Annotated in this window: 19 protein-coding genes and 1 pseudogene; 6 read left to right on the top strand and 14 right to left on the bottom strand. The window is 67.3% G+C overall.

Annotated elements, in window-relative coordinates:
* Nucleotides 1–46: 46 nt before the first annotated feature.
* The 3 genes and pseudogenes from NRG74_RS24650 to NRG74_RS12480 form a co-directional block, all read right to left on the bottom strand.
* Nucleotides 47–781 (bottom strand): methyl-accepting chemotaxis protein, encoded by a 735-nt coding sequence (locus NRG74_RS24650; RefSeq protein WP_437181190.1) that lies wholly within the window; start codon nt 779–781, stop codon nt 47–49.
* 441 nt (nt 782–1,222) lie between these two features.
* Nucleotides 1,223–1,630 (bottom strand): annotated as a pseudogene (locus tag NRG74_RS24645) (methyl-accepting chemotaxis protein); the annotation flags it as partial.
* 192 nt (nt 1,631–1,822) lie between these two features.
* A complete protein-coding gene (locus tag NRG74_RS12480) occupies nt 1,823–3,052 on the bottom strand; it encodes an MFS transporter (RefSeq protein ID WP_184291787.1) in 1,230 nt (409 codons plus the stop codon).
* Nucleotides 3,053–3,530: 478 nt separating this feature from the next.
* On the opposite strand from NRG74_RS12480, the gene NRG74_RS12475 reads away from it, so the two are divergent.
* From NRG74_RS12475 to NRG74_RS12460, 4 genes are all read left to right on the top strand, one after another.
* A complete protein-coding gene (locus NRG74_RS12475; RefSeq protein ID WP_017640934.1) occupies nt 3,531–4,976 on the top strand; it encodes a cytochrome ubiquinol oxidase subunit I in 1,446 nt (481 codons plus the stop codon).
* Nucleotides 4,973–5,995 (top strand): cytochrome d ubiquinol oxidase subunit II, encoded by a 1,023-nt coding sequence (gene cydB / locus NRG74_RS12470; RefSeq protein ID WP_017640935.1) that lies wholly within the window; start codon nt 4,973–4,975, stop codon nt 5,993–5,995. Before NRG74_RS12475 ends, cydB begins: the two co-directional genes overlap by 4 nt.
* Nucleotides 5,995–6,156, top strand: a complete 162-nt coding sequence (locus NRG74_RS12465) for a DUF2474 domain-containing protein (RefSeq protein ID WP_017640936.1) — start codon at nt 5,995–5,997, stop codon at nt 6,154–6,156. Before cydB ends, NRG74_RS12465 begins: the two co-directional genes overlap by 1 nt.
* 709 nt (nt 6,157–6,865) lie before the next feature.
* Nucleotides 6,866–7,759, top strand: coding sequence for a proline iminopeptidase-family hydrolase (locus NRG74_RS12460; protein WP_184291783.1), 894 nt, complete (start codon nt 6,866–6,868; stop codon nt 7,757–7,759).
* On the opposite strand, the gene NRG74_RS12455 is transcribed toward NRG74_RS12460, so the two are convergent.
* Nucleotides 7,756–9,132, bottom strand: coding sequence for a GTPase/DUF3482 domain-containing protein (locus tag NRG74_RS12455; RefSeq protein WP_184291781.1), 1,377 nt, complete (start codon nt 9,130–9,132; stop codon nt 7,756–7,758). The genes NRG74_RS12460 and NRG74_RS12455 overlap by 4 nt on opposite strands.
* Nucleotides 9,129–10,517, bottom strand: a complete 1,389-nt coding sequence (locus NRG74_RS12450) for a DUF2868 domain-containing protein (protein WP_184291779.1) — start codon at nt 10,515–10,517, stop codon at nt 9,129–9,131. The genes NRG74_RS12455 and NRG74_RS12450 overlap by 4 nt, the downstream gene beginning before the upstream one ends.
* Before the next feature lie 81 nt (nt 10,518–10,598).
* Between NRG74_RS12450 and NRG74_RS12445 the strand changes: the two genes are divergently transcribed.
* Nucleotides 10,599–11,114, top strand: a complete 516-nt coding sequence (locus NRG74_RS12445; protein WP_184291777.1) for a dihydrofolate reductase — start codon at nt 10,599–10,601, stop codon at nt 11,112–11,114.
* Between the two features lie 122 nt (nt 11,115–11,236).
* Nucleotides 11,237–12,142, top strand: coding sequence for a hypothetical protein (locus NRG74_RS12440; RefSeq protein ID WP_257704148.1), 906 nt, complete (start codon nt 11,237–11,239; stop codon nt 12,140–12,142).
* 313 nt (nt 12,143–12,455) lie between these two features.
* Here the strand turns inward: NRG74_RS12440 and NRG74_RS12435 are convergent, their stop codons facing one another.
* The 9 genes from NRG74_RS12435 to proW form a co-directional block, all read right to left on the bottom strand.
* On the bottom strand, nt 12,456–12,893 hold the full coding sequence (locus NRG74_RS12435) for a hypothetical protein (protein WP_017640942.1): 438 nt from the start codon (nt 12,891–12,893) through the stop codon (nt 12,456–12,458).
* Between the two features lie 164 nt (nt 12,894–13,057).
* Nucleotides 13,058–14,065 (bottom strand): nucleoid-associated protein YejK, encoded by a 1,008-nt coding sequence (yejK, locus tag NRG74_RS12430; RefSeq protein ID WP_017640943.1) that lies wholly within the window; start codon nt 14,063–14,065, stop codon nt 13,058–13,060.
* 79 nt (nt 14,066–14,144) lie between these two features.
* Nucleotides 14,145–15,023 (bottom strand): GntR family transcriptional regulator, encoded by an 879-nt coding sequence (locus tag NRG74_RS12425; RefSeq protein WP_160923584.1) that lies wholly within the window; start codon nt 15,021–15,023, stop codon nt 14,145–14,147.
* Nucleotides 15,024–15,109: 86 nt separating this feature from the next.
* A complete protein-coding gene (locus NRG74_RS12420) occupies nt 15,110–16,564 on the bottom strand; it encodes an amino acid permease (protein WP_208694227.1) in 1,455 nt (484 codons plus the stop codon).
* Between the two features lie 348 nt (nt 16,565–16,912).
* A complete protein-coding gene (locus NRG74_RS12415; RefSeq protein WP_257704142.1) occupies nt 16,913–18,403 on the bottom strand; it encodes an aldehyde dehydrogenase in 1,491 nt (496 codons plus the stop codon).
* A 2-nt stretch (nt 18,404–18,405) separates the two neighbouring features.
* Nucleotides 18,406–19,308, bottom strand: coding sequence for a dihydrodipicolinate synthase family protein (locus tag NRG74_RS12410; protein ID WP_257704140.1), 903 nt, complete (start codon nt 19,306–19,308; stop codon nt 18,406–18,408).
* A gap of 49 nt (nt 19,309–19,357) precedes the next feature.
* The gene (locus NRG74_RS12405; protein WP_257704138.1) at nt 19,358–20,674 is read right to left on the bottom strand and encodes an NAD(P)/FAD-dependent oxidoreductase; all 1,317 of its coding nucleotides are present in this window, start codon (nt 20,672–20,674) and stop codon (nt 19,358–19,360) included.
* Nucleotides 20,675–20,879: 205 nt separating this feature from the next.
* Nucleotides 20,880–21,905: a glycine betaine/L-proline ABC transporter substrate-binding protein ProX gene (proX, locus tag NRG74_RS12400; RefSeq protein ID WP_257704136.1), complete on the bottom strand. Its 1,026-nt coding sequence runs from the start codon at nt 21,903–21,905 to the stop codon at nt 20,880–20,882.
* 48 nt (nt 21,906–21,953) lie between these two features.
* Entirely contained in the window at nt 21,954–22,910 is a 957-nt protein-coding gene (proW, locus tag NRG74_RS12395) for a glycine betaine/L-proline ABC transporter permease ProW (protein ID WP_257704134.1), read from the bottom strand.
* Nucleotides 22,911–22,941: the final 31 nt, after the last annotated feature.

Raw genomic sequence — 22,941 nt, 5'->3', positions numbered from 1 at the left:
CCGCCACGCTCGCGTCTAGGTTCAGCCCGCAGACGTTGCCGGATGTTCAGGCCGAGGCCGTGCGGAACAGGCTCATGCGCCGCTCCAGATCCTCGGCCAGTTCCGCCAGCTGGCGACTGGCGCCGGCGATCTGCTGCGAACCGCTGGCGGTTTCCAGGGTGGCGGCATGGATGCGGTTGATGTTCTCGTTGACCTCTTCGGCCACGGCGGTCTGCTGGGCCGCGGCGGTGGCGATCTGCGCATTCATGGCGTTCACCGAGCCGACGTCCGCCTGGATGGCCGCCAGGGCAGCGACGGCGCGCTGGGTCAGCGCGGCGGTCTCGTGGGCCTGGCTGCGGCTCTCTTCCATCTGCGCCGAAGCCCGCCCGGCGCCTTCCTGCAGGGTGGCGATCATGGCGCGGATCTCGCGGGTCGATTCCTGGGTGCGGGTGGCCAGGTTGCGCACCTCGTCGGCGACCACGGCGAAGCCACGGCCCTGCTCACCGGCGCGAGCGGCCTCGATGGCGGCATTCAGCGCCAGCAGATTGGTCTGCTCGGCGATGCCGTTGATGACGGCGACGATGTTCTCGATGCTGGCGCTGTCGCTGGATACCTGTTGCACGGTGACGCTGGCCTGCTCCAGCGCCTGCACCAGCTGGCCGATGGCCTGGCCGGAACGGGTCACCAACTGATTGCCGGTGTCCACCTGGGCGCTGGCATTGCCGGTGGCCTGGGCGGCCTGGGCTGCGTAGCCGGCGACCTCGCCAATGGTGGCGGCCAGCTCGGTGACCGCCGCGGCCATGTGCTGGGCCTGGTTGGACTGCACATCGGTGTGGCGCTGGTTGGTCTGGGCGGTGCCTTGCAGCTGGGCCGCCGCCGTGGCGACCGAGCTGGCGGTATGGCGCACCTGGACGATGGTCTCGCCCAGGTGTGCGGTGGCGCTGCCCAGGGTGCCCATGACGCTGTCCGGGTGACGGGTGGCAGGGCGCTCGTCCAGCCGGCCCTCGGCCAGCCGGCGGATGGCGGCGGCCACGGCGTGGGGTTCGCCGCCCAGGGTCGCCCCCATCTGACGGATGATCAGGACGGAAACGGCCACGCTCAGCAGCAAGGCGAGGGCACAGGTCACCAGCATCAGCCAGCGGAAGCCGCCGGCGATGCCGCGCACCTCGGTCAGATGACCGCTGGCGATGGCCTCCTCGTGATCGATGAGCGCATTGATGCGCTTGAGCCACTCGACATAGGCCGGCGAGACGCGCTCCAGCAGGAACACCCGGGCGCCTTCCAGATCACCGGTCTGGCGCAGTTGCAGCAGGCGGTCGGTCAGGGGCAGGGCGGTGCCTTCGATGTCCTTGATGGCCGCCAGCAGGCGCTGTTCCTCGGCGGTGGCGCCCTGGCTGACGAACAGCTGATCCATGGGCTCGGCGGACTGGCGATAGAAGGCCTTGAGTCGGTCGATGTCGGCCAGGCGATTGGCCAGGGGCGCGGCGTCGTGGATCAGCACCGTATCGCGAATGGCGATGGCGCGGTCGTGCACGCTGCCGCGGAAGTTGATGGCATAGCGCTGCTTGACGCTGGCGCCCTGGCTGACAGCGGTCAGGGTGTCGTCGATGACGCCGACGCGCTGAACGCCCACCAGGGTGATCAGCAGCATCAGCACCAGGATCAGGCCGAAGCCCAGGCCCAGGCGGGCGGCCATGGAAAGAGGGGTACGCATGCAGACCTCAACGCTTGAAAGGATGTGACATGGATCACATTTTGCGACAAAGGTTTGCGCGATAAGGTTATTCCGGAGCGAGCGGTCATCCCCTGGGTATGAGTGGCAATTCGGGTGACAGGACTGGATTCAACCGTCCTGGCGCGGCTCCATCAGCCGGTCGCGCCTGGCCAGGCCCGGGAACAGCTTCATCCAGACCCCGGTGATCACCAGAGTGCCGACGCCACCCAGCACCACCGCCGGCACCGTGCCGAAGAAGTGCGCGGTGACCCCCGATTCGAATTCGCCGAGCTGGTTGGAGGCACCGATGAACAGGCCGTTGACCGCACTGACCCGGCCGCGCATGGCATCCGGGGTTTCCAGCTGCACGAAGGAGCTGCGGATCACCACGCTGACCATGTCGGCGGCGCCGAGAACCACCAGGGTACCCAGCGAGAACCATAGCGAGGTGGACAGGCCGAAGGCGATGGTGGCGACGCCGAACAGCGCCACCGAGCCGAACATGATGCGACCCACGTGGCGATTGAGACTGACATAGGCGAGCAGAAAGGACATGCCCAGGGCGCCCACGGCCGGTGCCGAGCGCAGCAGGCCCAGGCCCCAGGGTCCGGTGAGCAGGATGTCGGCGGCGAACACCGGCAGCAGAGCGGTGGCGCCGCCCAGGAGCACGGCGAACAGATCCAGGGAAATGGCGCCGAGCACGTCCGGGCGACTCCTGATGAAGCGGATGCCGGCCAGCAGGTTTTCCAGGGTCGGCTTTTCCTTCTGGCTGGGCGTCTGCCGCGCCGGCAGACTCGTGACCAGCAGGATGGCGATGCCATAGAGCACCACGGCCGGGCCGTAGACCCAGGCGGCGCCCAGGGCATAGAGCAGGCCGCCCAGCGCCGGGGCGATGATGGTGGCGCCCTGCATGGCCGAGGCCGCGGCGGCGATGGCGCGCGGAAAGATCGAAGGCGGCACGATGTTGGGCAGCAGCGCCTGGGTGGTGGGCTGCTCGAAGGCGCGCGCGGTGCCCAGGCAGAAGGCCAGGATGAAGATCAGCTCGCGGGTGACCGCCTGATTCAGGCTGCCCACCAGCAGCACCAGGGCGATCAGCCCCTGGCCGGTCTGGCAGAGGGCCGCCACCCGGCGGCGGTCGTAGCGATCGGCGACATGGCCGGTGTGCAGCATGAACAGCACCCGCGGCAGGAACTCCACCAGCCCCACCAGGCCGAGGTCGAGCACGTTGCCGGTCAGGGAATAGAGGTGCCAGCCGATGGCCACGGTAAGCATCTGGAAGCTGCCGGCGGTGCAGATGCGGGCGAACCAGAAGGCGACGAAGGGACGATGGTGACGCAACTGCAGGGTATCGCCGGACATGGCAGGGACTCGCGGGGACAGAGGCGGCATCTTAGGCCACCTCAAGGCTAATCGTCAGACAACTTGCCGTGGTGGTTCAGCAGTTCACTTGAGGGGTGGCGAGTGATTCTTGCGGTTCGGCGCGTCCATGGGGCCAGGCGCGACGACGCGGCATGGCAGAGGTATGGCGAGGCGTGGCCACGACGTCCAGAAGCAAAAAGCGCCGTCCAATGGAGTAGGTGACTGCCGAAACACCGTCCTTGGGGTGCGACAGCCTGCCCGATGCGACATCGAACCACGTAAGCAAATGTATCCAGGAGGACTATTCTAAAGCCTGACGTTGATCCACGTCAGCTTCCGACCTGGTCCTTTGGGCTAGCAGCGGCGCCGCCTTTTTAGCGTCCCGCTAGAACCCCAGGCGACGCCGGAGGTTCGAACCTCGGTCAGCGTCATCTCGACCGGCTGCCCTCGACAGCCGGCGTGCCTGAGAGGAATAGCTATGTTCGGCCTCGAAGCCCTGGATCTCGCCCGGATCCAGTTCGCCTTCACCGTGTCCTTCCACATCGTCTTCCCGGCGCTGTCCATCGGTACCGCGAGCTTTCTCGCCGTGCTCGAAGGGCTCTGGCTGAAGACCGACAACCACGTCTACAAGGATCTGTATCACTTCTGGCTAAAGATCTTCGCGATCTTCTTCGGCATGGGCGTGGTGTCCGGTCTGGTGATGGCCTATGAGTTCGGCACCAACTGGAGCGGTTTCGCCGACTATGCCGGCGCCGTGACCGGTCCGCTGCTGACCTACGAGGTGCTCACCGCCTTCTTCATCGAAGCCGGCTTCCTCGGCGTCATGCTGTTCGGCTGGAATCGCGTGGGCCGCGGCCTGCACTTCTTCTCGACGGTCATGGTCGCCATCGGCACCCTGATGTCAACCTTCTGGATCCTGTCGTCCAACAGCTGGATGCACACCCCGAGTGGCTACGAGATCGTCGATGGTCGCATCGTCCCGGTGGACTGGCTGGCGGTGATCTTCAACCCGTCGTTCCCCTTCCGCTGGGCGCACATGACCATCGCCGCCTACCTGTCGGTGGCCTTCCTGGTCGGCGCCTCGGCGGCTTGGCACCTGCTGCGCGGCAACGACAACCCGGCGGTGCGCAAGATGTTCTCCATGGCCATGTGGATGGCGCTGCTGGTAGCGCCCATCCAGGCGTTCGTTGGCGACGCCCATGGCCTCAACACCCTGGAGCACCAGCCGGCCAAGATCGCCGCGATGGAGGGCCACTGGGAGAATCCTCCGGGCGAAGCGACTCCGCTGATCCTGTTCGGCTGGCCGGACATGGAGCGCGAGGAAACCCGCTTCAAGCTGGAGATCCCGGTGCTCGGCAGCCTGATCCTCAAGCACAGCCTCACCGAGCCGATCCCGGCGCTCAAGGACTTCCCCAAGGAAGACCGGCCGCCGGCCTATGTGGTGTTCTGGTCGTTCCGCATCATGGTCGCCCTGGGCATGCTGATGATCGCTGCCGGTCTGTGGAGCGCCTGGCTGCGCTGGCGCGGCAAGCTGTACGAGACCCGCGGCTTCCTGCGCCTGGTCACCTGCATGGGCCCGGTCGGCCTCATCGCCCTGCTGGCCGGCTGGTTCACCACCGAGGTGGGCCGCCAGCCGTGGATCGTCTACGGCCTGTTGCGCACCAAGGACGGGGTATCCAACCACAGCGTCACCCAGTTGAGCATCACCCTGGTGGCCTTCGTGGTGGTCTACTTCGCCGTGTTCGGCATCGGCACCCTCTATGCCCTGCGCATGATCGGCAAGGGTCCGCACACCGGTGAAGGCGACCTGCCCACCTCCGGCGGCCCGGGCACCGATCGTCATCCCAAGCGTCCGCTGTCCGGCGCCGATGGCGGCCTGGAAGAAGACAATCCCAATGACCAGCTGACCGGAGACCGCACATGAACGGCATCCCTGGCATCGACCTCCCGCTGATCTGGGCGATCATCATCATCTTCGGTCTCATGATGTACGTGGTCATGGACGGCTTCGACCTGGGCATCGGCATCCTCTTCCCCTTCGTCAAGGGCAAGGAAGATCGCGACGTCATGATGAACACCGTGGCGCCCATCTGGGACGGCAACGAGACCTGGCTGGTGCTCGGCGGGGCGGGGCTCTATGGCGCCTTCCCGCTGGCCTACTCGGTGATCCTGCCGGCGCTGTACCTGCCGCTGATCTTCATGCTGATCGGCCTGATCTTCCGCGGCGTGGCCTTCGAATTCCGCTTCAAGGTCCAGGAAGGCAAGGAAGCCCTGTGGGACAAGTCCTTCATCTTCGGCTCGCTGCTGGCCAGCTTCTGCCAGGGCGTGGCCCTGGGCGCCTTCATCGAAGGCTTCCCGGTGGAGAATCGCCAGTATGTCGGCGGTCCGCTGGACTGGCTGACGCCCTTCTCGATGTTCTGCGGCCTGGGCGTCATCGCCGCCTATGCGCTGCTGGGCAGCACCTGGCTGATCATGAAGACCGAGGGGCCGCTGCAGGCCACCATGCGCCGCCTGACCAAGCCGCTGCTGTTCCTGCTGCTGGCCTTCACCGCGGTGGTGAGCATCTGGACCCCGCTGAGCCAGGCGGCCATCTCCGCCCGCTGGTTCAGCATGCCCAATCTGGTCTGGTTCCTGCCGGTACCGATCCTGGTGGGCGTGGTGACCCTGGCCCTGCTGCGCGCCATCCTGCGCGAGGATTCGCACCATGCGCCCTTCCTGCTGACCCTGGCGCTGATCTTCCTCGGCTACAGCGGCCTGGGCATCAGCCTCTGGCCGAACATCATCCCGCCGGGCGTTTCCATCTGGGAGGCCTCGTCGCCGCCGCAGAGCCAGCTGTTCCTGCTCATCGGCACCCTGTTCATCATCCCTATCACCCTGATGTACACCTTCTGGGGCTACTACGTGTTCCGCGGCAAGGTACGCGCGGGGGAGGGCTACCACTGATGGTCGGCCGCTCGCGCGAACCCAATCCGGCGGACAACAAGCCGCTCTGGCAGCGGCTGGCCTGGATGGCCGGCATCTGGGCCTGCAGCCTGGTGGCGCTGGGCGTTGTGGCCTGGGTGCTGCGCCTAGTGCTGACGGCGGCGGGGCTCAAGTCGCACTGACCCTTCCGTGTGTTGGTGGATGAGGCTGCGCCGTCATCCACCCTACGCAGGAGCCTGTACTTGCGTAGGAAACCTATCCCGCACACCGGATTACCCCCTCTCCTGCTTGCAGGGGAGGGTTGGGGTGGGGGCGGTTAGCTTGGTCGCCAAGCTGATTTGCGGTGTGCTCGGTAGGCTTTTGTTCCGCCCTCGCCGGGCGGGTTACTTTTTGCAGTCGCCAAAAAAGTAACCAAAAACGCTTGCCCCGATTGGCCGGTCCTGCGCCTTGCGCAGGATGCCCTCACGTCAGCGCCGCTCCAGCGGGCCGGGGCCGAAGGGCCGTCCTGGCCCTCGGCCCCGGCCCGCCGGAAGGACGGCGGAGCGAGGGAACGCGGCACGTAGCGCCGGGCCGGATGACCAGGGCAAGCGTTTTTGGTTACTTTTGCCGCGTCTGGCAAAAGTGACCCGCCCGGCGGGGGCGGAATAAGAAGCTTCCTAATACACCGAGAATCAGCTTGGCGAGAGCCCCCCACCCCAGCCCTCCCCCGCAAGCGGGAGAGGGGGCGTTCTAGCGTGGAGGAGGCATCCGGCGTACAGGGACCATCAGCACAGGGAATCCACTGGTTCCGCGAATCAGCCAAACTCCCCAAACCTACAACTTTTCCCAGTTATCCCCCGCCCACCTACCCGCTAGCCTGACCCCGTTCCCATCCAGACGAGGAAGGCATCCATGCAGGTTCAAGAAGGCTACGCCGATTTCCAAGGCCATCAGACCTGGTACCGGGTCACCGGCGACTTGGCCAGTGGACGGTTGCCGCTGGTGGTGGCCCACGGCGGTCCCGGTTGCACCCATGACTATGTCGACAGCTTCAAGGACCTGGCCGAGCACGGCTGGCCGGTGGTGCATTACGACCAGCTGGGCAATGGCCGTTCCACCCACCTGCGCGGCATCGATCCGGGATTCTGGACGGTGGAGCTGTTTCTCGACGAGCTGAACAACCTCCTGCGCCACCTGGGTATCGGCCAGTACGCGCTGCTCGGCCAATCCTGGGGCGGAATGCTGGCTGCCGAGCACGGGGTGCGTCAGCCTGAAGGACTGCGGGGGCTGATCATCGCCAATTCACCTGCGTCGATGGCACTCTGGCGCGCGGCTGCAACAGGGCTGCGGGCCGAATTGCCGCTCGAGGTGCAGGCCACCCTGGCGCGACACGAGGCCGCCGGCACGACCGACTCGCCGGAGTACCGCGCCGCCAGCCAGGTCTTCTATGCCCGCCATGTCTGCCGGGTGCAGCCGCTGCCGGCCGAGGTGGCGCGGACCTTCGCCGCCATCGACGCCGATCCCACCGTCTATCACGCCATGAACGGCCCCACCGAGTTCCATGTGATCGGCAGGCTGCGGGATTGGAGCGTGATCGAGCGGCTGGCGCGGATCCAGGTGCCGACGCTGCTGATTTCTGGGCGCCATGACGAAGCGACGCCGGCCTGCGTGGAGCCCTTCGATCGACTCATCCCGGACGTGCGCTGGCGCATCTTCGAGAATTCCAGCCACATGCCCCACGTGGAAGAACGCGAAGCCTGCATGGCCACCGTGGCGATCTTTCTCGCCGAAGTGGAAGGCCGCTAGGCCTCGGCGTCGAGGGCCGCGGCGATCTCGTCGATGCGGGTCTGGCGGTCGTCGGCCTGCAGGCGCGGACGCGGATTGAGCGCCGACCATTCCGGGTGGGCCCGGGCTACCTGCACGGCGGCGGGCAGCTTGCCCTCGCGCCAGCGCTGCTCGTCAGGCGCGGCCACCTCGATGGCGCCCTGGGCGGCGTGGCCGCGGGTTTCCAGCGCCGCCAATAGCTGACGCTGCCGTAGCGCCAGCAGCCGCAGCACGGCATCGTCGATGGACAGCTCCCGCCCGCCACGCAGCTTGCCGAACAGCCGTCGGCCATAGTGGCCGCCGGTCTGTGCCAGGCCGCCAGCCAGAGCGCCCAGTACCGTGGCAGCGCCCAGGGTCAGGCCGCCGGCGAGCAGGTCGAGGCCGACCCCGGCCGCCGCCCCGGCCGCCACCCCGCCGCCCAGGCGGATGCCCAGCAGGCGCAGGGTTTCCGGATTGAACAGATCGTCGCCCCAGCGGCCGTCCAGCAGCGGCAGGTCGCTGGCATGGGCATCGCCCGGGCGAAAGCCGAACAGCCGCAGGAGTTCTTCCACGCAGCGTTGTTCGCGGCTACGCAGGGCGTCGCGCAAGTCGGCGGTCGCGTTGCTCACCTCGGCTTCGCCGGGCGCCACGCTGCGCCGGGCAGCGGCGGCATCCACCAGCAATTCGGCGATCAGCCGCACGCCCTGCTGATGGCGACGGCGGGCCTGTTCGGCATGGTCGGCGATCAGCCGTTGCAAGGCCGGGCGGCCACTTTCCAGCAGGGTCGCCAGGCTTTCGTAGAGACGCGCCTCGCCATCCGCCGGTGGCGCGACGCTGTCGAAGCGCACCAGGGCGTGCAGGCCGAGGCGGGCCAGGGTGGCGCGCCAGTCGTCGGCGCGGTGGCCGTCGGCGGCGACGAAGTTGAGCACCGGCACCAGCGGGCGCCCGCAGCCGGCCAGCACCGCCAGTTCGTCGCGGTACTTGGCCAGCACCGGCTCGCGGGCGTCGATGACATAGAGACCGGCGTCGGAGGCGCGCAGCTGGCGGATCACCTTGGCTTCCTGCTCGAAGCGTTGGCGGGCTTCGACGCTGTCGAGAAAACGGTCGAGCAGGGTGGCGGCGTCCAGGCGTTCGCCGGGTCTTTCCAGCTGCTCCAGGTAGTCGCGCAGGGCGATGGCGTCTTCCAGGCCGGGCGTGTCGTAGAGCTCCAGCAGCGCCTCGCCATCCACCGACAGGCGTGCACCCTCGACGTGGCGCGTGGTGCTGGGGCGATGGGAGACCTCGCCGAAGTCGACGTCGCGGGTCAAGGTGCGCAGTAGCGAGGTCTTGCCGACATTGGTATGGCCGACCAGCGCCAGGCGCAGGGGGCCGCTCATGGATTCGTCTCCAGCCAGGCCAGTTCTTCGAGATCGCCCTCGCAGTGTGCCAGACGCAGGGCGTCCAGTGCCTGGCGCCAGTCGTCCAGGCGAACCGGATCGAGCTTGCCACCCAGGGGCGCGGGCAATAGCCAGACGCGGGTCGCGGTGGCGCAGCGCGACAATTCCGCCAACAGCGTCAGGGTACCGCGATCCGGCGAGCGGCGGGGATCGCAGGCGATCAGCAGGCGGCGCGCCGGATAGCGGGTCAGCTGTTCGAGCAGATGACGGCGGCCCTGGCCGTCGTCGAGGACGCCGGCGTCACGCACGCCCTCGGGCAGCGGTGGCGGCCAGGTGTGGTCGGTGAGTTCGAGACCCACCAGCAGCGCCTCGTCGCCGGTGCGGGCGAGGCCACTGGCGTCCTGCTGGGGCAGGTGCGCGGGGGCGGCGTCGTTCACGCCCAGGCGTTCGCTGGTGGGCAGCAGGCGTTCACGCAGGTGCAGGTAGCCAGGGCGTTCCACGTCCAGGCGCAGCCGCTGGCGGCCGCGCTGCCAGCGCCACAGGCAGAGCAGGGTCAGCAGCAGGCGTGGCAGCAGGCCATAGACCAGCACCACCCCGAGCAGCCAGCCAGCCCAGGCTTGGCGTGCGGCGGCCAGGGGGCTGGCCGCATCGCCGCTGGCGGCGATGCTGGCCGGATCGGGCAGGGGAAAACCCAGCAGCTGGGGCAGGGCGCCCAGCACCTGGGTCAGCAGCACGAAGGTGTCGCTGCCAAGCAGGGTGGTCTCCCAGACGAACAGATAGCTGCGCCCGGAGAGTAGTGCCAGCAGGGTCGCCAGGGCACTGCCGAGGATCAGCAGCCAGAGACCGTGCACCAGGCCGCCCAGGGCCCAGGGCAGCAGCCGCGCGCGACCGAGCAGCCCGACCAGTGCCGGCCCCAGGTGCAGGGCTCGGGCATCCCGCGCCAGACGGCCGGAGAGCCACAACCAGAGTCGCGCCAGCGGTGAGGCCAGTTGCCGTCCACCGCCCAGCAGACCAAGGGCCCAGACCAGCAGGCTGAGCAGATTGAGGCCGAGCAGGCTGCCCAGCGCCCAGAACACATTGACCGGACGACTGCCGTCACCCAGGGCGCCAGCGGCGAGGCCAGCGCCGCAGAACAGCGCCACGATGCCCAGCAGCCAGGCGGCCAGCACCGCACCCTGGCACCAGCGACGCCGCGCGGCCAGCAGGCCATCGCGCTGGCCGAGCAGCCGGGCACGGGTCACCAGGCGTGTCTCGAAGGCGCCGCCGGCCGCCCGCGCCTGGCGATTGGCTTCGGCGTCTTCCAGCGGGCCGCTGTCTTCCTCGGTCAGGCGCAGGGCTTCGGTCAGCCAGAGGTCTTCGAAGGCGGGGGAGGGGGTTGCGGTCACGCGTCGGTGCCCTTGCGGCAAAAACGCCGAGGATAGTCCCTGGCGCCCCGGCTGTTAACGCCTCTGTTATGCTCTGTCACCATGAAAACCTCTCTTCCCCTGAGCCTGATCGTCGCCGTGGCCGACAACGGCGTCATCGGCATCGACAATCGTCTCCCCTGGCACCTGCCGGCGGAGCTCAAATATTTCAAGGCCGTGACCCTCGGCAAGCCGCTGGTCATGGGTCGCAAGACCTGGGATTCCCTGGGCCGCCCGTTGCCGGGTCGGCTGAATCTGGTGGTCTCCCGTCAGACTGATCTGGTGGCCGAAGGTGCCGAGGTGCGGACTTCGCTGGCCGCTGCGGTCGAGCGCGCCGAGGCCTGGGCCCTTGAGCACCAGGCAGGCGAGATCATGCTGATCGGCGGCGCCCAGCTGTTCGCCGACGCCCTGCCCCAGGCGCAGCGCCTCTACCTGACCCGAGTTGCCCTGGCGCCGCAAGGCGATGTCTTCTTTCCCCCATGGCAGGAGAGCGACTGGCAGCTTGTCTCGCGGCAGGAGCATGCGGCCGAGGACGATCGTCCAGCCTATGCCTGCGAGGTCTGGGAGCGCCGGGCCTAGGGGCGGTCGCCTGCAGCCTTCCCGCCTAGCTCTGGTCATTGTTCCGACCTTAAGTAAAACCTAAGACGGGTGTGGCATAAAGACGCTGAGGCAGGCCGCCTGGGCGGCCGGAGGGCACGACCATGAGGGCGATCGACAGCCAGACTTCGACGGCAATGGCAGGGACTCAGCCTGCCAATCCGAGCGCTACCGGCAATCAGAGTGCACCCGCCGCCGACTCCGCCAGCGCGGGGGGAACCCCAGCCGGCACCGATGTCGCGGTGGACCTGTCGCCCGCCGCCCAGCTCATTGCCAGGCTGTTGCCGGGCCAGTCGAACGGTAACAGCGATCTCGACGGTTTCATGCAGATCCTCCAGCAGCAGATCCGCAGCCAGGGCACCGACGCCGCCGTGCTCGGCGAGATGCCCGAGGGGGCCAGTCCCGACCGTATCCAGTTGGCGAAGCAGGCGGTCAATCACCTGTTGGTGAGCTATTACCATGACGACAGTCGCTATGCCGACGCCTCCACCCAGGATCCTTTCGCCAACCTGGACAGCGACAGCCTGACGCGTATCGCCAGCGACGATTCGGGCACCTTCACTTCGGCTGAGCGTCAGCTCGCCTATTTCGAAGGCGCGCAGCGTGGCACCGATGCGGCCAACGTGGCCTTCTCCGGGCTCTCCCCGCAGGAGCAGGGTGCCGCGTCCTGGAACTGGGCTCCCGCCGCCACGGAAGACGCCGGTATCCTCGGTACGCTGAATCCCGGTATGCCGGATTGGCAACCCAATCAGTTGAGCAGCCAGCTCATCGACGGCCTGAGTCCCGGCGGCGTGGCGACCGCTGCCGCTCAGGAAACCGCCCAGTTGTCGGCGCCGACCTTCAACGTCAGCACCGGTGCCGATGGTGCACCCCAGTGGACGGTGCTGCCGGCGGACGAACAGGGCGCAGGGGCAAACACCGCGCTGGATGGCAGTATCCTCACCCAGATGACCGGCACGACAGTTGCTCCGGCGCTGTCGCTCTATCGGCAGATCGCCGCGTTCGGTTGAGTGGGGCTGTTGGGCTAGGGCCTGCTTGTTGGGCTTCGACGATGAAGCCGTCTCAGCCCAACCTACGGCGCAGTAGGTTGGCGCTGAGCGCAGCGAAGCCCAACATCGTGGCGCTCAGGTCTGCCCATTGGGCTTCGACGATGAAACCGTCTCAACCCAACCTGCGAGTCGGTAGGTTGGCGCTGAGCGCAGCGAAGCCCAACATCGTGGCATCCGGGTTGCCCATTGGACTTCGACGATGGAGCCGTCTCAACCCAACCTACGGCGCGGTAGGTTGGCGCTGAGCGCAGCGAAGCCCAACGCCAAGCTGGCCTCAGATCGCCCGCAGTTTCTTCGCCGGCAGGTAGTCGCGATGGACGCGCTCTTCCACCAGGTACAACCAGCAGGGGCCTTCCACCTGGGGAAAGAGGCGCACTTCCTGGATGCTGCTGGGCTTGGGTTCGCCATTGCCGACCTGCACGGCCACCGTCTGGCCCAGGCGGAAGCGCGGGACCACGCCGGCGTCCACCACGCTCTGCTCGGCCTTGGTCGCCGGGCGGCCCAGGTATTCGCCGAGGTCCACCGGGCCGGAGGGGCCTTCGGCCACGGTGTCCACATGGAAGCTGTAGGCGGTGGCCAGGCCTTCGTCGCCACCGTGGGTCTCACCCTGCTTGATGCGCGACACGGCCTGGTCGAGGGCGGCGTCGAGCGTCAGTTCATTGTTCGATTGCAGGGTGATGACGATGCGGCGTTCGAAGGGGTACTGGCTCATGGTTTCGACTTTTTCGGCAGATAAGGAAAAGAAGGGACATCTTGTGCCCCCTTTGGCCGGCCACTGTCCAGCCGGGGGCGCCCGATCGGTGATCGCGTTTGCAACCCCAGGTGTCCAGGAGGCTCGACGGTCATTCGCGGATGACCGTGCTCGCTGCGCTCAGGCTAGTCATTACGCCGCTTGAGCTGGTCCTTGAGCTGGGTCGGCACCTCGCGAATGATCAGCAGATCCTGGCCTTCGTCGTATTCGATGCGCGAACCCAGCAGGTGCGCTTCGAAGCTGATCGACAGGCCTTCGGCGCGACCGGTGAAGCGGCGGAATTGATTGAGGGTGCGCTTGTCCGCCGGGATCTCCGGCGCCAGGCCGTAATCCTTGTTGCGGATGTAGTCGTAGAAGGCGCGCGGGGCCTGGTCGTCCATCAGCTCGGAAAGGGCGTCCAGGGCCATGGGTTCGCCGCGCTTGGCCTGGCTGCTGGCGTAGTCCACCAGGGTATCGGTCTTTTCCTTGGCGGCTTCTTCGGGCAGGTCCTCGCTTTCCACGTAGTCGCTGAAGGCCTTGAGCAGGGTGCGGGTCTCGCCTTTGGCGTCGACGCCTTCCTGGCAGCCGATGAAGTCGCGGAAGTAGTCCGAGACCTTCTTGCCACCCTTGCCGCGAATGAAGGAGATGTACTGGCGCGACTGCTTGTTGTTGCGCCATTCCGAGAGGTTGATGCGCGCCGCCAGGTGCAGCTGGCCCAGGTCCAGGTGCTTGGCGGGGGCCACCTCCAGGCTCTCGGTGACGGTCACCCCCTCGCTGTGGTGCAGCAGGGCGATGCTCAGGTAGTCGGTCATGCCCTGCTGGTACTGGGCGAACAGCACATGGCCGCCGGTGGAGAGGTTGCTGCTCTCCATCAGGCCCTTGAGATGCTCCACCGCCTGGCGACTGAAGGCGACGAAGTCCTGCTCGCCTTCCAGGTAGGCATGGAGCCAGCCGCTCAAGGGATAGGCGCCGGATTCCTCGTGGAACAGGCCCCAGGCCTTGTTGGGCTTGGCGTTGTAGCTGTCGTTGAGATCGGCCAGCAGATTCTCGATGGCCTGGGAGTCGGCCAGTTCGGCGTCCCGCGCGTGCAGGGTCGCGGGCTGGCCGTCGGGCTTCTTGTCGATCAGATGGACGATGGCGTGACGGATCGGCATGACGGCCTCGGGTAACGGAGAAAAGTCCGCCAGTCTAACGCCCCCGCGCCCTGGCGGGCAGGCCCTGGGCGCCGCAGGCTCAGCGCGCCGCCGTGGCCTGCTTTTCCTGCAGCGCGTTGCCCAGGTGGCGGGTCATGAAGGTCGCGGCCTCTTCGCGGCGGCCCTCCAGCAGCAGATCGATCAGCTGCAGATGTTCCTGGCAGCGGCGCTGGGCCTGCTGGCGATCCACCGACTTCTGGTACTCGATCAAGCGGCGCAGGCGATTGAGCCGGCGCAGCGCATCAAGGATGAAGGCATTGCCCGAGCAGCGGGCGATGGTCTCGTGCAGGCGGGTGTTGGCGTCGAAGATTTCCGCGGGCGAGGCCTCGAACACCCGGCCTGCGGCCAGCAGCGCCTGCTCGTCGCGGCAGCGGCGCAATTCTCCGGCATCCAGGGTGAAGTCGGCGTCGCGGATGCCGGCCGGTTCGATCAGCAGGCGGAAGGCATAGCTCTGGGCATAGGCATCGGGCGAGGTGAGACCTTCGACGAAACTCCAGCCATAGCCCGGCAGGCGCTCGGCCCAGCCTTCCTGGACGATGCGCCTGAGGATATCGGCCAGTTGCCCACGGGTGACCTGGTAGCGGCGGATCAGCTCGTTTTCCGTGACCTTCAGCGGCAATTCGCCCTCGATCCGGTCGCGGGCGATGGTCAGGTACAGGCGTTCGCTGGCGGACACCTCTTCGCGCGCCTGGGGCGTGGCGTCCAGGGCCGCGGCGGCCACGGCGAAGCCGCCTTCGGGATGGCGCGCCAGCAGGGACTGGTCGGCCATCTGCTGCAGGGCGCTGCGCACCGGCGAGCGCGACACCCGCAGCCGCTCGGCCAGGGCGCGCTCGGGCAGCCGGGTGCCGACCGCCAGCTGGTGCGAGGCGATGTAGGTGAGGATGTCGGGAATCAGTTGGGAGGCGAGGGTGGTGCCCATGGCAGCGCTGGCGAGTCGATCGGAAAGATCCGGGATGCTAGCACGGGACCCACCGGGCGCAGCCGGCAGGTCCCGCTGGCGGTCGCTCAGTCCCCGCTCGGACTGACGTCCATGTCCTTGAGCTTCACCAGGCGGCTCCGATGCTTGAAGCGGTAGCCCAGCCAGACGGCGAGAAACAGCGGCAGGCTGATGTAGGTGGCGGCCAGGCCCAGCCAGTCGACGCCGTGCGGCCCGAACAGGGCGGCATAGTTCTGCCCCAGGGTGATCACCAGGCAGAGGGCGAAGGCCAGCAGCGGCCCGAAGGGGAACAGCTTGGCGCGGTAAGGCAGGTCTTCCAGGCGGCGACCCTGGGCCAGGTAGCCCTGGCGGAAGCGATAGTGGGAGACGGCGATGCCCAGCCAGGCGATGAAGCCGCACATGCCCGAGGTGTTGAGCAGCCAGCCATAGAGGGCCTTGTCGCCCACCAGCGAGGTAAAGAAGCACAGGGCGCCCACCGCGGTGGTGGCCAGCAGGGCATTGCGCGGCACGCCATTGCGCGAAACGCGGGCGAACAGGCGCGGCGCCTTGCCCTGTTCGGCCAGGCTGTGCAGCATCCGGGTCGAGGCGTACATGCCCGAGGTGCCGGCGGAGAGCACCGCCGAGAGGATCACCGCGTTCATCAGGCTGGCGGCGAAGGCCAGGCCGGCGCGCTCGAACAGCAGGGTGAACGGCGAGACGGAAACGTCGGTGGCATCGTTCTGCAAGAGGCGCGGATCGGTGTAGGGAATCAGCATGCCGATAACGAAGATCGCCAGCACATAGAACATCAGGATGCGCCAGAACACCTGGCGGATGGCGATGGGTACATTCTTGCGCGGATTCTCCGATTCACCGGCGGCGATGCCGATCAGCTCGGTGCCCTGGAAGGAAAAGCCGGCGATCATGGCCACCCCGACCATGGCCTGCAGGCCGCCGACGAAGGGCGCCTCGCCCTGGGTGAACACGGACAGGCCCGGCGGCTCGATGCCGCTGAAGATGCCGAGAATGGCGGCCAGGCCCAGGCCGATGAAGACCACCACGGTGGCCACCTTGATCAGCGCGAACCAGAATTCGCTCTCGCCGAAGCCGCGCACCGACACCGCATTGAGCAGGAACATCAGCGCGAGAAACAGCGCGCTCCAGATCAGCCCCGGTACCTCGGGAAACCAGAAGCCCATTACCAGCTGCGCCGCCACCAGTTCGGCGGCGATGGTCACCGCCCAGTTGTACCAGTAGTTCCAGCCCAGGGCGAAGCCGAAGCCGTCCTCGACGAAGCGACTGCCGTAGATGGAAAAGGAGCCCGACACCGGCTGGTAGGCGGCCATTTCGCCGAGGCTGGTCATGAGGAAGTAGACCATCAGGCCGATCAGCGCATAGGCCGCCAGGGCGCCGCCCGGGCCAGCGGTGGCCACGGTGGCGCCGGAGGCGACGAACAGGCCGGTGCCGATGGAGCCGCCGATGGCGATCATGTTGAGGTGGCGGGGCTTGAGCCGGCGCTGCAGACTCGGAGAGGCGGTGGACATGGAATTTCCAGCTGGCAGTTGAAGGGGCCGGACGTTGGCTCTGGCGGCCATTCTCGGTCATGGATCGCAGGGCGGTGCACGCATCGCCTGCCGCCACCTGCGCGGGCAGGCGGCAAAAAAGCGGCGAAGCTTAGCAGGCTAAGGGCGCCAGGTGGGATGGCGGTCGTCGGTGCGCGGCCGGGCGAGGAAGCCAGCACGTCCGTCTGGCTACGGGTAGGCGGCACAGGGCAAGCGCTAGCCAGCGAGATCAGCGCCGCAGCGAGCGGCGGACCGCCGCCACCTGGTCAGCCAGGGGAGGACGGTCCGCTACGCTGCGGCAGCGGACCGGGTAGCGTCTTTAGCTCGAGATCAAGACGCGTCGATCCAGATGGTCTTGATCTCGGTGTACTGGTCGTGGGCCCACAGCGACTTGTCGCGCCCGCCGAAGCCCGACTCCTTGTAGCCGCCGAAGGGGGTGGAGGCATCGCCCTCGCCGAAGCAGTTGACGGTGACGATGCCGGCACGGATGCCACGGGCCAGCTTGATGGCGTGGCGCAGGTTGCCGGTGTAGGCCGAGGCGGCCAGCCCGTAGGCGGTGTCGTTGGCCAGCTCCAGGGCTTCGTCGATGTCGTCGAAGGGGGTCACGCTCAGTACCGGGCCGAAGATCTCCTCGCGGAACAGGCGGCTGTCACGGTCCACGTCATCGACGATGGTCGGCTCGACGTAGACGCCGTCGCGGGTCGCGCCGCCGGTCACCAGCTTGAGCTGCTGCTCGCGGGCGTGTTCCAGGTAGGAACGCACCTTGTCGAAGTGCGCCTTGCTGACCAGGGAGCCCAGGCGATTCTCCGGATCCAGTGGATCGCCGAGTTGCCAGTCCTGCAGGTGCACCTGTATCCGCTCCAGCAGGGCGTCCTTGACCTCGCGATGGACGATCAGGCGGGAGGTGGCCGAGCAGTTCTCGCCCATGTTCCAGAAGGCGCCGTTGACCACGTGCTGGGCGACCTGGTCGAGATCCTCGACGTCGTTCATCACCACGGCGGGATTCTTGCCGCCCAGTTCCAGGACGATGCGCTTGAGATTGGATTCGGCGGCGTACTTGAGGAACAGCCGACCGGTGTCGGTGGAGCCGGTAAAGCTGACCGCGGCGATGTCCGGATGCCGACCGATGGGCTCGCCGGCTTCCTTGCCACCGCCGGGCACCACGTTGAAGACCCCGGCCGGCACCCCGGCCTGATGGGCCAGCTCGGCCACCCGCAGGGCACTCAGGGTGGTCTCCTTGGCCGGCTTGACCACGATGGAGCAGCCGGCGGCCAGCGACGGGCCGATCTTCCAGGCCAGCATCAGCAGCGGGAAGTTCCACGGCAGTACCAGACCCACCACGCCGATGGGCTCGCGGACCACCATGGCCAGGGCACCGGCGCCGGTGGGGGCGGTGGCGTCGTAGATCTTGTCGATCAGCTCGGCGTGCCAGCGCAGGGTGTTGATGGTCTCGGGCACATCGATGGTCTGGCACTCGCGCACCGGCTTGCCGCTGTCGAGACTCTCCACCACCGCCAGTTCATGAGCGTGTTCTTCCAGCAGGGCGGCGAATTTCTGCAGCACGACCTTGCGCGCGGAGGGGGGCAGACCGCTCCAGCGACCGTCCTCGAAGGCGGTCTTGGCGGCAGCCACGGCAAGATCGACGTCGGCGGCGCCACAGGCCGCCACCCGCGCCAGCTCGACCCCGGTGGCGGGGTTGCTGGTGACGAAGGTCTGACCGCTCTGGGCGGCGACGAAGGCGCCATCGATGAAGGCCTGGGTGCGTAGCTCGACGGTGGCGGCGAGGTCGGCGTAGGCGGCTTTGCTCAAGAGATCGGTCATGGTCAGGCTCCTTGGACGATACGGGCGACGTTGTTCTTCAGCGCGGCGATCACCTGCGCCAGTTCGGCCTGTTCGGCTTCGCTCATGCCCTTGAGCGGCGCGCGGACGCCGCCGTTGGGCAGGCCGGCCAGTTCGCAGCCGTACTTGATCGACTGCACGAACTTGCCGCCTTCGAGGTAATCCATCAGCGGCAGCATGGCCGCCATGATCCGGCGCCCCTTGGCGAAGTCCTGCTCCAGCACGCAGGCCTCGTAGAGCGCCACGTGCTCGCGCGGCACGAAGTTGGAGCCGGCGCAGACCCAGCTGCGCGCGCCCCAGGCGAAGAATTCCAGGGCCTGGTCGTCCCAGCCGCAGGAGAGCTTCAGGTCCGGACGCTTGACCGCATGGCGGTGCAGGGCGGCCATGTCGCCGCTGCTTTCCTTGATCGACTGGACGTTGCGGCAGCCGGCGATGGCGGTGAAGAAGTCCTCGCCCATGGCCACGTTCATCCGCCCCGGATAGTTGTAGAGCATGATCGGCAGGTCGGCGGCGCGATCCACCGTCAGCACGTGTTCGGCGATCTCCTGCTGGGTCGGCAGGGCATAGGGCGGGGTGCCGACCAGGATGGCGTCGGCGCCGTGCTCACGCGCGGCTTGGGCGAACACCACCGAATCCTCGGTACGGATGGCGCCGGTACCGATCACCAGCGGCAGGCGCCCGCCGATCACGTCGCAGGCCTGGGCGATCAACGCCAGGCGCTCTTCGCCGCTGTGGGCGTAGTACTCGCCGGTGGAGCCGCCGACCACGATGCCGTGCACCTTGGCTTCGATCAGGTATTCCAGGACCTGGGCGAAGCCGGCCTGGTCGATGGCGCCGTCCGCCTTGAGCGGGGTGATGGCCGGGGTGTAGATGCCGTCGAAGTTCATGGTGGAGCCTCCAGAGGTTGCACGGATGTCAGCGGGGAGGGAGTGGCCGTCAGCTTTCGCAGCCGGCGCGGTACTGTCCCCACAAGAGGTTGAAATTGACGCCGGCCGAGAGGAACGGCTGCGGCGGGTTGGCGTTGGGGCCGGGCGCGGCGAGCAGGAAATCGATGAGTTCGTCGCGTTCGCCGGCCAGCCAGTCGGCCAGCAGCTTGCCGGTGGCGGTGCCGCGGGTGACGCCCAGGCCATTGCAGCCCAGGGCGCCATAGACGTTGGGCGCCAGCTGGCCGAAGAAGCCGTTGTGGTTGCGGGTCATGGCCAGGGCGCCGCCCCAGGTGTAGTCGAAGGTCACCTGCGGCAGCATCGGGAAGCGGCGGGCGAAGGAGGCCTGGTGCCGCTGCAGCACTCGCTGCAGATGCTTGGGATTGCTGCGCCCGTCGGGGTTGAAGCTGAAGCTGTTGCGGATCAGCAGGCGCTGATCGGGGGTACGGCGCACCGTGGTGCCGAAAGGGTCAGCAGGGATGGCGCCCCAGTAGGGCCTGCCGCCCAGCAGCGCCTGCTCGTCGGGCGTCAACGGCCGCGTGAGACTGCCGTAGGTGAAGATCGGCAGCATGCGCCCCTGCAGGAAGCCGAAGTGCTGGCCGAAGGAATTGTTGGCCAGCACCAGTTTGCCGGCGGTGATACGGCCAGCGGCATGCCGCAGCTCGGGGCGCGGACCGTAGTCCACGTCCAGGATCGGCGTGCGCTCGACGAGCGTGACGTTGGCCGGTAGATTCTCGGCCAAACCCTTGACCAGGGCGCTGGGCTGGATCAGCACCGCGCCAGGGGTATAGAGCGCCCGCTGATAGAAGTCCGTGCCCAGGTGCTCGGGCAGGGTCTCGCGTTCGATCATCTGGTAGGGCTGGTCGAGCTTGTCCAGGCCGCGCCGGTAGGCGTCGAGCACTGCTAGGCCGCGTTCCTCGACAGCGGCCTGATACTTGCCGCAGGCCTTGAGTTGGCAATCGATGCCGTAGCGCTCCACCTGCTGGCGCAGATAGGCCTGGCCGCTCAGGTTCAGCTTGAGCACGGTGCGGGCGATGCCGATGTCGCCGATGTAGTCCTCGGCGCCGATGTCATGGGGCAGGTCGATGGCGAAGCCGGCATTGCGCCCGGCCGGCCCCAGGCCGACCTCCTGCGCCTCCACCAGGATCACCTCGTCATCCGGGAAATTCAACGCCAGTTGCCGTGCGGCGGCGAGACCGGTGAAGCCGGCACCGACCACCACCCAGGGCGCTTCGCTGTGACCGCGATGGCTGGGGCGGGGCGTGCGCGGGGCACTGGTGTGGTACCAGCCACAGGTGTTGTCGTCGGCGGGCAGGGCTTGGACTTTCATGGTGCGCAACCGTCTCTGGTGAAGCGTCTGGCCTGAACGCGAGGCGCACAGGGCTTGCCCGCCTCCCGAGGAGGCAGGATGTCGCTTGAGGTCGTTCAGAACCGGGCCGCGGGCTCAGGCCGTTCAGGCCCGGCGGTCCGGTACGTCGTGGTGGCGCTGTGCCCGACTACTGCCCGGTCACAGCGCGCTGGCGCCGTCTAGGCGATCACTTCTGCCCAGCGGCGCGGGCGTCCGCCAGCCAGCCGTCCCACTCGGCTTGGTGCGCCTTGATCCACTCGGCGGCCTGACGCTTGATGTCGTCCAGCGATTTCTCGCCGTTCTGCATCTTGAGGTTCTGGGCGCTTTCGTCGGCGGTGGCGATCTTCAGCTCCGAGAGGAACTTGACCGCGGCGGGGTTCTTCCTGGCGAAGTCCTTGTTGATCACCGCCACGACGTTGTCGATGGGAGCGCCCAGGTTCTTGCCCTCGAAGGTGGTGTTCACGTCGTTCTTGCCGTCGGGCAGCGAGGTGAAGGGCACTGGTAGCCAGACAACGTCCCGGCCTTCCACCAGCACGCTGGAGATCCACTGCGGCACCCAGGTGTAGTAGAAGATCGGCTTGCCGTCCTTGTAGCGCTGGATGGTGTCGGCCATCAACGCGAAATAGGAGCCGCGGTTGTCGGTGACGGTGTCGTTCAGGCCATAGGCCTTGAGCTGGTGCTCGACGATCACCTCGCAGCCCCAGCCGGGGTTGCAGCCGGTAAGGTCGGCCTTGCCGTCGCCATTGCTGTCGAACAGCTTGGCGATTTCCGGCTTCTTGAAGTCCGAGATGTCCTTGATGTGGTACTGGTCGGCCGTCTTCTTATCGATCATGAAGCCCTGCAGCACGCCTGGCATCACGTTACCGGCCTTGACCATGGTGTCGTCGCCGCCGGCCTTGTCATAGAAGGCCTGGTGCATGTGTTCCCACATGTGCACGGTGAAGTCGGCGTCGCCGTAGGACAGCGCCAGGAACAGCGCCGGGTAGTCGGTCTCCTTGGGGGCCTTGACGTCATAGCCCAGCGCCTTGAGGCCGGCGATGGCGATCTCGCCGCGAAAGCGTTCTTCGGCGATGGTGGGGAAGATCGGCGTGACTTTCACCCCGGCGCCGGGTTGGTCGGCGCTAGCGGCATGGACTGCGCCGCTCAGGGCCAGACCCAGGAAGGAGGCGGCAACGCCGGTCAGGAGCGCTTTCTTGCATGCGGATAGATTCATGAATCACCTGTCGCTGTGAGTGTTGGTTTTTTTAGGTGAAAGGCACGTTCAAGGGGTAACCGGCTGCGGCAGCGCTTTCTTCTTGCCGACCAGGCGCACCAGCAGACCGACCGGGCCGCTGTGGTACCAGCGTTGGCCGGTGGCCTGGTGGGCGCTGCGCTCGCCCATGGCCTGGGTGAAGCGGTCGAGGAAGATCGCCAGCAGCACCAGGCCGATACCGCCGACGCTGGCCAGCCCCATGTCCAGGCGACCGATGCCGCTGAGAACCATGAGACCGAGGCCGCCGACCGAGATCATCGAGGCCACCACCACCATCGACAGCGCCAGCATCAGGGTCTGGTTGACCCCGGCCATGATGGTCGGCGCCGCCAGCGGCAGCTGAACCTTGACCAGCATCTGCCAGGGCGTGCAGCCGAAGGCACGGGCGGCCTCGATCTTGTCTTCCGGCACCTGGCGGATGCCCAGATTGGTCAGGCGCACCAGCGGTGCCAGCGAGAAGATGATGGTGACGATGACCCCCGGCACGTTGCCGATGCCGAACAGCATCACCACCGGCACCAGGTAGACGAAGGCCGGCAGCGTCTGCATGGCGTCCAGCAGTGGGCGGATGCACATTTCCAGGCGATTGCTGCGGGCGCTGAGGATGCCCAGCGGGATGCCGATCACCGCGCAGAACACTAGGGAGGTGAGCACCAGGGCGAGGGTGACCATGGCATCGTTCCACACGCCGATCAGCCCCAGGGCGGTGAGCATGGCCAGGGTCAGGATGCCGATGCGGCGACCACCGATCTGCCAGCCGAGCAGGGCGGCCAGCAGGATGAACACGGTCGGTGGCACCGACATCAGCGCGGCCTGAATGCCGTCCAGGACCTGGTCCACCGGCCAGCGGATGGAGCGGAACACCTCGCGGAAGTTGTGCACCAGATAGCGCAACGCGGCTTCCACCCAGGAGCCCACCGGAACGGTGATCGTCTTGAAGGGATCGAGAATGCTGAAATCGGACATGAGCGGGGCCTCCGGCGCGCCTGCGCGCCCT

Source organism: Pseudomonas oryzihabitans, from assembly GCF_024652905.1.
Lineage (GTDB): Bacteria > Pseudomonadota > Gammaproteobacteria > Pseudomonadales > Pseudomonadaceae > Chryseomonas > Chryseomonas benzopyrenica.
This window is presented reverse-complemented; position numbering and strand designations above follow the sequence as displayed.